Genomic DNA, 14,343 nt, shown 5'->3' on the forward strand with positions numbered 1-14,343 from the left:
GCTTCATATCCCCCCCACAGGATACTTTATCCCAGTGACCCGCGGCCTCAGATGCAAGTATTTGCGTTTTGTTGCATATCGAAAGGTGGTACGATGAATGATTAATAAGGATGGCATACTGACTGCTGGAACATTCGGACAGATTGATCAAATGTGGTTCAGGCTTCGAAACATCACACAGAACGATAGTCCCAAGGGAGAGTGGTCACTTCGGCTACAATTTCTTGAATCGCATATGCTCCTGATTCCAATCTTTGGCCGGGGTTGGATAACGGTAGATGGAAAATATGCTGAACTCAGAGCGGGATTTGCTTTTGTTTGCCTACCAGGGCAGTTGATCGAAGCCCGTCTAGAGGGTTCAGGAGACCAGAGGATATACATTCTTCGGTTTGATGTATTTGGTCAGCGTGATCTGTCTGAAGATCAGGAACAGATAAGCTCATCGGAGCTTCATATCCCCTTCCCCATGGAAGGAGAAGCAGCGATTGCATCAACTATTACTTACAGCAAACACTGTGAAGCCATCGCCGCTTCCATGGGAAACATAAATCCCTTGCAGCGGCTGCATGCCCAGAGCAGATTCTATGAGCTGCTGTATAGTCTGCTGAGCGATGTCGGCCAGCTGCAGCTGAGCGATTCAGATGCTGTGATGGAGCGGGTCAAGTCATATATAGAGCAACACTACCGTGAAGAGCTCTCCATCCGCCTGCTGGCAGGCGAGGCAGGCACTAGCGAAAGGCATTTCATCAGACTGTTCAAGCAGAAATATGGTATCAGCGCGATTGAATACCTGACCGAGTACCGGATTAGACAAGCAAGGAGCCTTATGTTGCCGCAAACGAATTATGAATTGAAGGATATTGCCGCTTACGTTGGTTATAAGGACATCCCTTATTTCCGGCGCAAATTCAAGCAAATTACCGGCGTAGCTCCGGCAACATTCATGCGAAATGCCAAGCTGAAAATGGTTGCTTACCACGGCAGCCTGATTGGGGCACTGCTTACTCTGAACATTATTCCCTGCGCAGCTCCGGCTGACCATCCTTGGACTGAATATTACCTCCCTAACAGCCTCATCCTCTATGGGGATCAGATCGATCGGGGAAAGGGCACACCCGGTGGCTCATGCCTTGTGTCTAAGCAACATGTCTGTACAGCTCATCCGCACTGAGGGGTTCCCCGTATTCTCCTTTCATGTCCATGAAAATCGGGACGGCCTCTGCCACAAAAGGGTTTCCGGGAAAGGATTACTAGATGAGCTTGGTTTGTTTTATAAGAATGATGTCAGTCCGATTATTCTTGCTCTTGCCAAAGCCGCACAGACTAAAGCAGTGATGCTATGGAAGCATATTTATAATCAGCTATATACCTATATGGAAGAGGAACCCCGGGATGCGGCAGATGACAGCACCCGCAACCTTATCATCGAGCAATTCAAATCCATCACCTGGGAACTCGAACCGGAGGTATTCGGACTTCACAGCAATCCGTTCCGCATCATACCCAAATTCAGAACAGACCCCAACCCTCCACACAACACTATATCTATTAAGGCGACCTGCTGTCTGGCTTATCAGCTCAGAGCGGATCATGGATACTGCAGCAGCTGTCCTATACTGCCGCCGGAGTAAACGGAGCTACTGGTAAATAGTCTGCAGGATGAGACCGCTGCCCATGCGGTTTTTTTTGTGCGAATGGCATTTAATTGTTTCTTTTTGGCATAATCTATGGTATCTATTGTAAGTCAAAGAACAAAATGCAAAACAAAGGGAGAGGTTTTGATGTGGGATCGTAAGGAAATAAAGCGAAGGGCTAAGGATGTGCTCCGAATCTCGTATTGGAAGGCTTTTGTGGTGAGTTTAATACTGGTTTTACTTGGAGAAGGCATGGGTATCCCAAGCTTAACTCAAAGAATGGGTTCCTCGTCATTTCGTTCAGAATGGTCGAACTCTGTACATGACATGGATTGGGGGATTTTAGGCCCCTTCCTTATTATCGTAGTATTCATAGTTGGCTTATTCGCAGTAATTGGAATTGCATTTCATATCCTGATTGGTTCTCCTCTCACAGTAGGTTCATTGCGTTACTTCAAGCAGGCTGCCGAGGGTGAAGTCCGTATGGGCAATATCGGCTATGCGTTTCATAAAGAACGGTATTGGGCTATAGTTCTAACTATGCTTTGGAGAGGTTTTTTGAATTTCTTATGGTTCCTGTTACTGATCATTCCAGGAATAGTAAAATCCTATGCATATAGTCAGGTACCTTACATCCTTTCAGACAATCCGAATATCGGATATAACCGTGCAGTAGAATTAAGCAAGCAAATGACACAGGGACATAAGTTCCGCATGTTTGTGCTTGATCTGAGCTTTCTTGGATGGATTCTGCTTGGCCTGCTGGCACTCGGCATCGGCGTCTTATTCGTTCAGCCCTACATTAATGCCACGAAGGCAGAGCTTTACTTGGATTTACGCCATACTGCACTTACATATAAATTGACAACAGAATATGAACTCCGGCTAGCACCGACACCCTATTTTTAGAATCGTATCCGCTAGATTGCTGCTGATGAATAGTCAACATGATGAGCCTGCGCTTGGTGCGGGCTTTTTGTGCTGGGATTGTACAGATGAATAGGCAGGCATGAACTTCGCAATTTTATCAAAGGCCCCTCTCCGGCGGAAAGCGCACCACTCGACCGGTTCCTCCGTTAAGCAGCAAAATTAAAAGGCCTCAGTCCCATTGAATTCAGGACTAAGGCCGCTTAAGGATCATATCCACGCTGTCTACTTAATGGGGTGAAGTTCAGAATGGCTTGCGGTACACCTCTTCTTATCACTTCAGCACAGAACAGCATCAAGCACACCCAGCCTGCTTAACTGTAGAATTGCCAGAATACAAGCAGTCCTACCAGAACTACCATCATCGCCCCAGGCAGAATGGCCGACCACTTGTCACGGGCAGTTGAAGCAGACCGCTTCTTCTTCCAGGATACCAGCAATGCTGCCAAGAACAATACAGCCAGTCCAGTCAGACCATAGTTAACCATAATCTGCGGGTACACTTCGGCATAGGCACGCTCATTGTTGCTGAGCATCCGCAAAGCCAGAACCAGATTGTTCACCACAATGCCAGTGCCTGATAAGGTTAGGCCAACCACCAACTTGCGGCTGGCGGCACTAGAAGCAGGACGTGTTCTGGCTCTCCGCCTGTTCAAGATCTTCTGAACCAGCAATACAAACGGGGCGATAATGAAATAGACGACGGCCAGCACCGCAAGCGCGGCACTCAAGAGCAGCACCGGCATCGATTTATCAGCAGGCAATGGCAAATAATCAGAGGTATACACCGAGATCGCCTTTACCTTACCATCACTGACTGTTGCATGCAGCATGGGCCAGGCATCCAGCGCCGAGTCTCCGCTTACTTTCTCATAGAGATAAGGCTGAACCTGCTTATAGCTCCCGGTCATACCTGCAAGTGACACACGGAGCTGATCCGCTCCCTGCGGCTCAAGCTTCATCAGCGTGAGATAGGGAAATAGATTCATGAAGCCATGTCCAGGGCGGCGCGCAGCCACGAACTCACCTTGAACCTCTGACGCGTCCGGCAGATCGACTGCATCCGCCTGCTCACGCGTACCCACGATTGCTTTGGTCAGACCATGAACAATATTGGATTCGCTGGCCTGATTGGTCATAATTACGATCGCGAACCGGTCTTCAGGCACGATCTGCAGATTGGTGGCAAAGGCAATCGTATTCCCGCCGTGGCCGAGCGTCCGGTGCCGTCCAGGATATTCCCAGAACCCATGCGCATTGCCCGGCATTCCTTCAGCTGAGGCATAACTTTGGGTCAGCATCTTGCCCAGGGTCTCGGGCTTCTCGAACAGAGGGGATTGTTCTCCGGCTGCAGGCAGGAACGCCATCGCAAACTTAGCCAGATCTTCCGCAGTGCCGTTATTGCCGCCATTGGGGTACATGGACATATAGTTCCATGATCCCTGCCTAAAGGACCCTTTTCCCTCAAAGAAATAACCCTTAGCTTTATGCTTCAGCAGCTCCGGGCGCTCTTCTACTACGGAATAGGCAATGGAATCCTTCATGCCAAGGGGATCAAAAATATGCTGCTGAACGTATTCACGGTAAGGCTGACCGCTGATTCTCTCCACAATATACGCAGCCAGTGAGTTACCATAATTCGAATAGGCTACAGCCTCACCAGGTCTGTATATCTGTGCAGGCTGGGCAAGCTTCAGTCCCTCTTCCAGCGACCGCACTTCCTCAGGAGATTGGTAGGCCATATCGAACATATACTCTTCGAATCCGGCATTGTGGTTCATGAGATTAAGCATTGTTATGGGATCATCATATTTCAGCTTTGTTAGGAAATTCTCCGGTAAATAGTTGCGAATATCTTCATTCAAATCAATTTCACCTTGTTCTTCCAACTGCATCACGGACGTCCATACGGTAAGCTTGCTGATCGAGCCCCACTCCATTACCGTATCCGGCGAGACAGGGATCTGCTGCTCCACGTCGGCGTAGCCGTAACCCTTGGACAGAACCACCTGGCCGTCCTTCACCATAACAACAGACGCGCCTACGGATTGTTGTCCTATGTACTCTTTAACATAATTGTCGACAAAAGCTTCCAAACCGGCCAGCGGAATCCCGGAGGGGGTAGCTGCCTCTGCACCTGCGCTAACTTTTTCCACCGCAAATGCTGTGATACTACTGGACATAAATAATAGTATTGAGAACACTAGTATAAATCCTCTTCTTAACAATAAGACCTCTCCTTTAGTTGAGTAAATTCCTGCAGCTCTCCTATTCTATCAAGAATCCTCACACATAACCGTATAATTTTGTCAAAAGTAAATTAAGGGTGATTTCAGCTCCACATATTTCCTCCACATAACAAACAGCGGCCCCCGTTACCGGAGAACCGCCGCCCGTTTTGCTCTAATTACTATTTCTACAGATATACACTTCTGGCTATAAAAAAATTCCCTTTAAGTTTACTCGATTCGTATTGATAACAATGGACTTTTATTTACGTGTGCTATTCGACCTGGAACTGATTCAATTCATCCTGTAGCTTTTTCGACAAAAGGCTGAGTTGCTGGGATAGTGCTGCAACATGCTGTATGCTGTCCAGTTGCTCCTGAGTACTTGCACTTACCTCTTCCGTCGAAGCAGAATTCTCTTCTGTCGTCGAAGAAATCACTTCCAGTGCCTGTAAAATTTCTTCCTTGTGGGTATGAACATTGGAAGTGTTATCGCTGATTTGAATCATGCGTAATTTCAAGCCTTCTAAATCCTTGTTAATACTGAGGAACACCTGCTTCGTAGCTTCAACGGATTTCGCGGTTTCTCCAGCTATTTCAAGGCCCTGCGTTGTGTGTTCAACGGATGCCGTGGTTTTCTCCGCGATATCATGAACCTTTCTGGCGATCTCCTGTGTAGCCCGTGCAGTCTGTTCCGCCAATTTCCGGACCTCTCCTGCCACAACAGCAAACCCGCGGCCCTGTTCTCCTGCACGTGCTGCTTCGATAGACGCGTTAAGTGCTAACAGATTGGTTTGTGTGGCAATTTGATGTACCGTATCTACGATGCCCGATATCTCATTACGGCTAAGATCAATATCTTGAATCGCAGACGAAATCGCCTGTGTGGAGTTGTGATTTTCTTGAGCCCATCTGGATAACTGATCCAAAACGTCTAACCCTAGTCCGCTTTGGTCTGCAGAAGCTTGCACCATCCCTTCTATGGCTTTGGTATCATTCGTGATTTCGTCGATTTGACCGGATAATGACCCTGTTTTGTGAAGAATCGTATCCGTTTCGATTGACTGATAATTAGTTGCGTTAGCAATCTCAGTAATGGCCATAGCCATATCGTTCATTGTCACAGCCGTTCGGGAAGATATAGATTGCAGATCCTTGGAAGACTGATTTAATACCTCTGCGGAGGCGCCAACCATCTGAATCATATTTTGAATTTTCCGGACCATATTGAAGATTCCGATTGAAATTTGTCCAATTTCATTTTTAGAATTAGCATCGAACTCAACAGTCAAATCCCCGTTTTCCACCCGCTTGATCTTGGTAAGAAGTATAGGTATGGATCTGAGCAGATAACGGAGTGTGATATATGAAAATAAAATGAGCAGGAACGCAGCTGCAGTGAACCCGATAATGGTAAGCCATGTGAAGTTCACTAATTCTGAGAGTACTTCACGCTTTGAAATGGTCAATCCTACTGACCACCCAGTATCTTTACTTGTGGCGTACCCGATGTAACGGCTCTCTCCATTGTCGTTAATCAGTTCTACTCCGGATTCGCCAGCTAACATTTTCTTTCCGATCTTCCCTAGATCACCCGGGCTCTCGTTAATCTTTTCCTTTAATATTTTAGTCTTATCAGGGTGATACATAATCTCTCCAGTTTTTGTGGCGAGAATGGAATAACCTGTGCTGCCAAGCTTATAGCTTTGCATGATAGAAGGAATATCCTTAAACGCTATATCAACTACCACAAAACCAATTATCGCATTGTTGTCATTCTTAATCGGATAAAAAATACCCATCAACAAATCACCCGTAATAATATCATTGTAAGGATCGGAGTAGTACAAGCCGTCTGCTGCGACTGCCGGTTTGTAATACGGGCGTTGTTCAATAGTAAAGGTAGGCTCCGATACACTGCCATCGTTCAGGATGTAAAAGCCTTTGCCTGTAGTACTTGCTACCCAAGCATCTGCAAAAGCGGGCTCTCCCTTAACAATGGCTGCCAAGGTTTTTGTTACTTCAGCCGCATGCGGAGAAGTTTTGGCCAATCCAGGAGATTCCGTAGATTCGAGATATTGTTTAAATAGATTATTCGTTGACATCTGCTTGACAAGTGAACCCTTTTCCTTAAATAAAGCATCGAACTGACTAACGAGTGCCTGTGTTTTAGTCTGAAGCATGGACTCTTGGTTCTTCACAAGTATGTTTCGAGTGCTAGAAAATACAAATGTACCCAAGATCGAAAAGACGACAACGATAATAACTAAGAGAACAATTGATAATGTATTTGCAATACTCGATAAATTGAATCGTCTTTTCTTTAATTGCTGTGACATTAGAACCCCCCCATTTCGCTTTTGTGTAATTAGCTCATAATAATATTTCGGATATTTGTCGATCATTCGATAGAGTAGTTTTCGATAATAAATATTTTGATGTCAAATTTTAAGGTTTACAGCATAAAAATTATAAAATACAGTTCATTTTATATTTTTTCGGGTGCATTACTATTGCTTAGATGTTGAAATGCTAGATGCCATTTTCAACAGTGAACGGTTATAAGCAAAACAAAACGACCTTAGTCCCATAGAATTCAGGACCAAGGCCGCTTACCGATAACTTTATTTTTGATATGAATAGTTCAGTCCAATCCAAGCCTTAGCTTTTTTTCTCTGGTTTCTCTACCTCTACTCCATTAAGAATTAGATGCAAGCGGATGTCTGCCTTAAGCGAATCCGAGACGGCACAGTACTTCTCCTCAGCCATCAGGATGGCTTTCCAGAGCCGGTAATCGGGGACATTCCCATCAATATGAAAAAACAGATCAATTGCTGTAAATCCGGAAGGATTCGCTTCCTTGCGGGTTCCATCTGCTTCAATCTCAAGTCGTGTGATTTCTGGCAGGAACCGATCCAGAATCATCGTGATATCGATGCCCATACAGCCTCCCAACCCGGCCAGCAGCAATTCCATCGGAGTCATGCCTTCGCCGTTACCACCGTATTTAGGAGTTGCATCCATCCCCACGGAATAGCCGGAAGGCCCTGTTGAATCAAACATCCGTTTACCTTTCCAAATGGTCGATACTTTCATTATCTTTACCTTCTTCCTTAAATTTCGTTGATTTGACGCAAGAATCTGCGTGTCCGTTCCTCTCGGGGATCTTCAAAAAACCGCTGCGGAGCCGCTTCTTCGATAATATTACCATCTGCCATAAAAATGATTTTGGTCGCCACTTCACGGGCAAACTTCATCTCATGTGACACGACCAGCATCGTCATGCCCTCCTGAGCCAGTTCACGCATCACACTCAGCACCTCACCCACAAGCTCGGGATCAAGCGCAGAAGTGGGTTCATCGAATAACATTACTGCGGGTTCCATAGCCAGAGAACGGGCAATCGCCACTCTTTGTTGCTGCCCGCCGGAGAGCCGGGAAGGATAATATTCTTCACGATCCGCCAGTCCAACGCGGTCCAGAAGCTTCCGGCCTATAGCTACAGCCTGTTCCTTCGGCAGCTTCTTCACGGTGATCAGACCTTCAATCACATTGCCGAGCGCTGTTTTGTGTGGATATAGGTTGAATTGCTGGAACACCATCCCGCTCTGCTTACGGATATTCCGGGTGGCCTGCTGACGCAAACGCCTGGAGGCAGTAGCATCTACTACAATCCCATTCACCTCAAAACTGCCGCCTGAGATGTCCTCCAGACCATTTAAGCAGCGAAGCAATGTGCTTTTGCCTGAACCGCTCGGTCCCAGAACGACGACAATATCCTGTGCTGCCACCTGTATATTAATGCCCTTCAGCACTTCATGATCCTGAAAATGCTTCGATAAGCCTGTAGTCGTTATCATGTTAACGTCATCTCCATGTTCAATAAGCTTTGGCCAATCTGCGTTCGAACCGCTCCAGGATGAAGGCCAGCCCAGTACTCATAATCCAATACATCACACCGATCCCAAGATAAAAAGGCATATATTGATAATATTGGGCAATGAGGAGCTGCGCTTGACGCAGAAGTTCGCTGACCGTGATTACTGAAACGAGTGAGGTCTCCTTCAGCATACCAATGAACGTATTTCCCATAGGGGGAATAGCAATACGCATCGCCTGGGGCAGCACAATTCTGCGCATCGCCTGCCATGGCGTCATTCCGGTTGAATAAGCAGCCTCCAGTTGTCCCTTCGGAACCGACAGAATGGCTCCACGGAACGTCTCAGACAAGTAAGCCCCGGCATTTACACTGAGCGCAATATAGGCTGCTGTCAGGGAACCAAGTGTAATCCCATAATCTACAAGTCCATAATATATGATTACAATTTGTACAAGGAGCGGTGTACCGCGGATGATAGATACATAGAAACGGGCAATCCACCGAATCGGCGGATTCCCTTTGAGACGGGCGATAGCCACCACTAGTCCGATGATCAGACCGAAGAACATTGAGACAACCGTCAACAGTAAGGTGTAACCGGCGCCCTTCAGCAAGAAGGGCAGATTGTCGAACACGAGTTGCATAGATACTACCCCCTTCCCGCCATAGGGCGCACGCTCCAAGATTTATTTTGCAGGTGTCTCATTGAACCATTTCTGAAAAAGAGTGTCGTATGTGCCGTCTGCCTTCATATCGGCCAAGGCTTTATTCATGGCATCCCGAAGCTCAGCATTATCCTTGCGGAGAGCTACACCCGCCATATCGGATTTGATCGGTTCGCCCACCGCTTTAATCTGAAAGCCATTCTCATCCACAATCGGCTTCAGGGCATACAGATTATTAATGGTCGCATCAATCCGTCCTGCATCCAGATCCTTCAGTGAGGTAATGACATCATCATACGTCTTGATCTTGAAATCACCTACTTTTGGCAGCACTTCGGTACGAAGATAGGTTTCATCGTTCGTTCCGAGCCCCACCCCAATCGTCTTCCCTTTGAAGTCTTCCAGCTTCGTGATATCTATATTTTTGGTATTGACGATGATTTTGACATTGTTGGTGATGTAAGAATCCGTGAAATCAATTTGCTTCTTACGTTCATCAGTTATCGTAACCTGGCTAATCACGATGTCGAATTTCTTCGCTTGCAGACTTGGGATCAGCCCGGAGAAATCCTGAGTCGTAAATTCTGCTGTCACTCCAAGGCGTTTGGCAATTTCCTTGGCGATATCAGGGTCAAAACCGTCTACTTCTTTCTTATCATTCAAAAAGGTATACGGCGGATAGGTTCCCATTGTACCGACCTTGATCACGCCCGCTTTTTTAATTTGTTCCAGTTCATTCGCCGCTGTAGTTCCCGAAACTGATTTCCCGCCGCAAGCGCTTAGAACCAGACCGAACACAGCCAGCGCTGTTATTGTAACCATAGCAAATTTACGTTTTATCATTATTGTTTCTCTCCCTTTATCTATAGTTTTCCCAACAATCCGTAAAATTCGAAATTGGCCAATTCACTCGCTAATTGCTGTGCAGAGGCCTCTGCAACCTTAGAATGAATGTCTTCGGAGCCAAATAACCAACGTGAGAGCAACCCGTCACACATACTCATTAACAGAGCAGCGCGAAGCTCAACCTCTATACCCTCAGGCAGCATTTGCAGCTCTATCGCTCTTTCTATATTGCGGCGAAAAGCTTGCTCCATTGCATTCCGGGTAGCCGAAATACGCTTCCTTATCGTTTGGTCGGCTCCATTTCCCATCAGGAGGATCTCCATAAGATGGCGGTTCTCTGCGGCGAAATTGAACAACCGGTGGAACAGTGCTTCTGAAGCTTCTACCATGTCCGTTATATCTCCCGGATCTTGACGATAACCTTGGGCAATAACTTGCAGTAGCTGTTCCTTGCCCGTTTCGATAATCTCCAGCGCAATGGCTTCCTTGCTCTTAAAGTGCCAGTAAAAGGTTCCTTGCGCTACACCCGCTTCCTGAACGATGTCCGATATTTTCGTCTGATGATATCCCAGCCTGGCAAACTTCTCCAGAGCGATTTGCATCAGCTGAGTTCTGCGATCTATGTTTCCGTTGTTTTCATCTATGGGCAATCCATCTCCCCCTCCCGATTGATTCGTCAGTCAGTTGTCTTTTTTTAAATCCTATAGGATAACTGTGTTATTGTCAATAGATTCTTGATATTTCTTCCTATTGTCAGCTACACGACATTTTTTACTAATGGATTGTGCTAATATACATATATCGCATAAGATTACTGTGTTTTATTCTCCTACAAAACTCAGCTGATAAGAGGTGACCTATCCATGGATTCAATCGGCAATCCCGGGGATTTATTAGAGAAGCAGCAGATTAAGGAGGTCCTTCTTCGTGTCTTTCAAGAATACGGAACCCCAAAATCCTATAAGAAAAACGAATTCATTTTTTTAGAGAATGACCCCGCCAATGCGGTCTTTTATGTAGACACAGGCTTAGTGAAAATTTCACAGTCCTCCCAGGAAGGTCAAGGCATTACCCTCTTTCTTCGTTATGCCGGTGAGATCTTCGGGAATGCGGAGCTGCTGGCGAACCTTCAACGCAAACGATATGCCAAGTGCCTGGTAGACTGTCAGATGATCACGTTAGACGGGCAGATTTTTCTGGATTTAGCCAAAAGCAACGCTGAGTTTGCATACTCCTTAGCGGTTATCGGCGCCCATCGGCTATTGCAGACCCAAAACATCGTTGAGACGTTAATCAGCCGGCCTGTGGCATGGAGATTGGCCTGGTTAATATTCCAGATGGGCACTCGGAAAGATGAGCAGATCCATCTGCAACTGCAGCTAAGTCATGAAGAGATTTCTTATGTTATTGGCTGCAGCAGACAGACGGTCACCGAGACCTTGAATAAATGGCGTGAGAAAGCACTGATTGACTACAACCATAAGAAAATTATCATTTATCATCCAAACCGCTTTTTCACAGATATTTAAAGAAGCGCTTAGGTCAGGAAGGTGAGCATGTGATCGAAATCAACAATGTCAGCAAAGTATTCAAGCAGCGAAAAGGAGAACCCTACACGGTACTAGATCAGGTATCCTTCCACGTTGAACGCGGGCAATTTGTGTCCTTGCTGGGTCCCTCCGGCTGCGGAAAATCCACCTTATTAAATCTGATCGCCGGGTTTGAAACTTCGTATGAAGGTTCAATTACTGTCAACGGGCAGAGCATTACGTCTCCGGGCCCCGACCGCGTTGTCGTCTTTCAAGAGCATGGACTATTTCCCTGGTTAACCGTACTCGACAATGTTGCCTTTGGATTGAAGCAGCGGGGCTTATCCAAAAAAGCCCGTTATGAGCTGGCCTATGAGCAGATTAAAGCCGTGCATTTAAGTAAGTTCGTGGAACGTTATCCTCATGAGCTCTCCGGCGGGATGAAGCAAAGGGTTGCCATCGCCAGAGCGCTGGTCATGGACCCGGAGATTTTATTAATGGATGAGCCCTTTGCCGCCTTAGATGAGCAGACCCGCTATATTTTGCAAAAGGATCTGGAGGAGATCTGGCAGAAAACGCGGAAAACCATCTTGTTCATCACTCACAATATTCGCGAGGCTATACTTCTGTCTGAACGTGTGCTAGTCATGTCTACACAGCCGGGCCGGATTAGGCAGGAGTTCTCCGTTCAGGCCGCCCGCCCTCATGCGCTGGAGGATCCCTTGATCCATTCTCTCGAAACTAGAATTCTGGCAGTTCTGACAGATGAACTGGATAAGATCGTCCAAGGGGAGATCGATCATGAATACAGCATTTAGAAGAATAATATTTCTGATTATCCTAGTGATTGCGTGGGAGCTGGGTTATCGGATGTTTCAATGGGGCTGGAAATTCCCCTCTCCCTTACAGACCTATCAAGCCTTTTACGATGGATTTACGAAGGGGAATTTGCTGGAGGCCACCCTTTCCAGTCTTCGCCGCTTATTAATTTCGTTTGTGCTTGCGATTGGAATCGGTACACTGCTGGGATTCTTGTTCGCCCGTTTTCGTTATTTCGATGAAACCTTTGGGTTCCTGGTTGTTGCGCTGCAGACCGTTCCCAGTATCGCCTGGCTGCCGTTTGCCATCATCTGGTTCGGACTTAACGATACCTCCGTCATTTTCATCACCACCATCGGTGCCACCTGGACCATGTCTATGGCCAGCCGAACCGGCATTATGAATATTTCCGCCATCCACTTACGGGCGGCACGGATGATGGGTACGGGCAGCGGGTTTCGGATGTTTTTTCAAGTGATGCTTCCCGCAGCATTTCCTCATCTCATCACCGGAGTTCGTGTAGCTTGGGCATTTGCCTGGCGCGCACTTACCGCTGGTGAGCTTATTGCGAGAGGACTGGGGCTAGGCCAGACGCTACAGGACAGCCGCAGTATAGGCGATACCGCAACGATCCTGTGTGTTGTCATTATCATCGCCGTGATCGGCACCCTGTCGGATCATTTGTGCTTCAAAAGGCTGGAGGATCGCATTATGCTCCGCTACGGCTTAGATTCAGCCAAAAGATAAGTTGAAATCATCCACTCCAAGGTAAAGGGGAATCCTCATGAGAAAATTAACAATCGTCCTGATAGTAGTATTCACTCTGGTTCTTTCAGCTTGCGGAAATAATGGCGGGAACGCTTCAACAACAGATAACCTGACGGTTCATATTGGGCTTTTAAAAAATGTGACCCATGCCCCGGGATTTATCGCCTTGAAGAACGGCTATTTTCAGGATGCCTTCGGGGCCCATGTTAAGATTGAAGTCACGGCCTTTGACAACGGCTCCGACTTCTCCACCGCCATCGCAACCCACCAGATTGATCTGGGCTTTGTGGGTCCAGGGCCTGCAATCAATCAATTTCTGAAGAGTGAGAACTTTCGGATCATTTCCGGTTCGAATAATGGGGGTGCGGTCTTCATTGCCCGCAAAGATGCCGGCATCCATTCCGTGAAGGATTTAGTGGGCAAAACAGTAGCTATTCCCACCAAAGGCAGCACTAATGAAATCTCGTTGCGTTTACTGTTAGAGCAGGAAGGCTTGAAGGTATCGACGGATACCTCCGGCGTACAGATTATTACCCGTGCTCCGGCAGACACATTGGTCGCCATGCGTCAAAAAGAAGTCGATGCTACCTTAATTCCAGAACCTTGGGGAATACAGATGGTTGAGGAAGGCACTGGCGAGGTCTTGGTCGATTGGGACAAAATCCCGCCAAATGACGGCAACTATCCATTAACCCTGCTAGTGGCCAGCGACAAATTTCTTCAAAAGCATCGTGATCTGGCCAAACAAGCGATAAAGGCCAATCTGGACGGAATTGACTTTATCAAATCACATCCTGAAGAGGCCTATGAATTAATCAGCGCAGAACTCAAGGAGCTCAGCGGTAAAGGCATGGATGTAAATTTAATTAAAGGGGCCATAGAGCATCTGAATCTAACGGATGAGGTCAATCTGCAGGTCATCGAGAGCATGGCTAAGGTGTCTTTTGACGCCGGGTATATCAAGGATATTACAGAGGATAAGCTCGACTTAAGCAAGTTTATCGATTTATCGTTATTAGATGAAGTGAAAAAGGACAGATAAGGAGG

General features: G+C 46.8%; 14 protein-coding genes. 7 read left to right on the forward strand and 7 right to left on the reverse strand.

The window, feature by feature from the left end; translation table 11 throughout:
- The first annotated feature begins 97 nt into the window (after positions 1–97).
- The 3 genes from A3844_RS01280 (at position 98) to A3844_RS01290 (ending at position 2,543) form a co-directional block, all read left to right on the forward strand.
- On the forward strand, positions 98–1,171 hold the full coding sequence (locus tag A3844_RS01280) for a helix-turn-helix domain-containing protein (protein WP_074106347.1): 1,074 nt from the start codon (positions 98–100) through the stop codon (positions 1,169–1,171).
- Positions 1,172–1,265: 94 nt separating this feature from the next.
- Positions 1,266–1,631, forward strand: coding sequence for a (2Fe-2S)-binding protein (locus A3844_RS01285; protein ID WP_167374610.1), 366 nt, complete (start codon positions 1,266–1,268; stop codon positions 1,629–1,631).
- Positions 1,632–1,781: 150 nt separating this feature from the next.
- On the forward strand, positions 1,782–2,543 hold the full coding sequence (locus tag A3844_RS01290) for a DUF975 family protein (protein WP_074106349.1): 762 nt from the start codon (positions 1,782–1,784) through the stop codon (positions 2,541–2,543).
- A gap of 332 nt (positions 2,544–2,875) precedes the next feature.
- Here the strand turns inward: A3844_RS01290 and A3844_RS01295 are convergent, their stop codons facing one another.
- From A3844_RS01295 to A3844_RS01325, 7 genes are all read right to left on the reverse strand, one after another.
- On the reverse strand, positions 2,876–4,765 hold the full coding sequence (locus A3844_RS01295; protein WP_167374611.1) for a serine hydrolase domain-containing protein: 1,890 nt from the start codon (positions 4,763–4,765) through the stop codon (positions 2,876–2,878).
- Between the two features lie 299 nt (positions 4,766–5,064).
- On the reverse strand, positions 5,065–7,128 hold the full coding sequence (locus A3844_RS01300) for a methyl-accepting chemotaxis protein (RefSeq protein WP_074100904.1): 2,064 nt from the start codon (positions 7,126–7,128) through the stop codon (positions 5,065–5,067).
- Between the two features lie 322 nt (positions 7,129–7,450).
- Entirely contained in the window at positions 7,451–7,885 is a 435-nt protein-coding gene (locus A3844_RS01305) for an OsmC family protein (protein ID WP_074083595.1), read from the reverse strand.
- A 17-nt stretch (positions 7,886–7,902) separates the two neighbouring features.
- Positions 7,903–8,649, reverse strand: a complete 747-nt coding sequence (locus A3844_RS01310; protein WP_074106350.1) for an amino acid ABC transporter ATP-binding protein — start codon at positions 8,647–8,649, stop codon at positions 7,903–7,905.
- Positions 8,650–8,668: 19 nt separating this feature from the next.
- Positions 8,669–9,313, reverse strand: a complete 645-nt coding sequence (locus tag A3844_RS01315; RefSeq protein ID WP_074106351.1) for an amino acid ABC transporter permease — start codon at positions 9,311–9,313, stop codon at positions 8,669–8,671.
- A 42-nt stretch (positions 9,314–9,355) separates the two neighbouring features.
- Entirely contained in the window at positions 9,356–10,177 is an 822-nt protein-coding gene (locus A3844_RS01320; RefSeq protein WP_074106352.1) for a substrate-binding periplasmic protein, read from the reverse strand.
- A gap of 20 nt (positions 10,178–10,197) precedes the next feature.
- Positions 10,198–10,782: a TetR/AcrR family transcriptional regulator gene (locus tag A3844_RS01325; RefSeq protein WP_074083676.1), complete on the reverse strand. Its 585-nt coding sequence runs from the start codon at positions 10,780–10,782 to the stop codon at positions 10,198–10,200.
- A 261-nt stretch (positions 10,783–11,043) separates the two neighbouring features.
- On the opposite strand from A3844_RS01325, the gene A3844_RS01330 reads away from it, so the two are divergent.
- The 4 genes from A3844_RS01330 to A3844_RS01345 are packed head-to-tail and all read left to right on the forward strand — an operon-like array spanning position 11,044 to position 14,338.
- On the forward strand, positions 11,044–11,709 hold the full coding sequence (locus A3844_RS01330) for a Crp/Fnr family transcriptional regulator (RefSeq protein WP_074106353.1): 666 nt from the start codon (positions 11,044–11,046) through the stop codon (positions 11,707–11,709).
- 29 nt (positions 11,710–11,738) lie between these two features.
- Positions 11,739–12,527, forward strand: a complete 789-nt coding sequence (locus tag A3844_RS01335) for an ABC transporter ATP-binding protein (RefSeq protein WP_074106354.1) — start codon at positions 11,739–11,741, stop codon at positions 12,525–12,527.
- Positions 12,511–13,275 (forward strand): ABC transporter permease, encoded by a 765-nt coding sequence (locus tag A3844_RS01340; RefSeq protein ID WP_244169656.1) that lies wholly within the window; start codon positions 12,511–12,513, stop codon positions 13,273–13,275. Before A3844_RS01335 ends, A3844_RS01340 begins: the two co-directional genes overlap by 17 nt.
- Before the next feature lie 37 nt (positions 13,276–13,312).
- The gene (locus A3844_RS01345) at positions 13,313–14,338 is read left to right on the forward strand and encodes an ABC transporter substrate-binding protein (RefSeq protein ID WP_074106355.1); all 1,026 of its coding nucleotides are present in this window, start codon (positions 13,313–13,315) and stop codon (positions 14,336–14,338) included.
- The last annotated feature ends 5 nt before the right edge of the window (positions 14,339–14,343 follow it).

Source organism: Paenibacillus helianthi, from assembly GCF_001909055.1.
Taxonomy (GTDB): Bacteria; Bacillota; Bacilli; order Paenibacillales; family Paenibacillaceae; genus Paenibacillus_AQ; species Paenibacillus_AQ helianthi.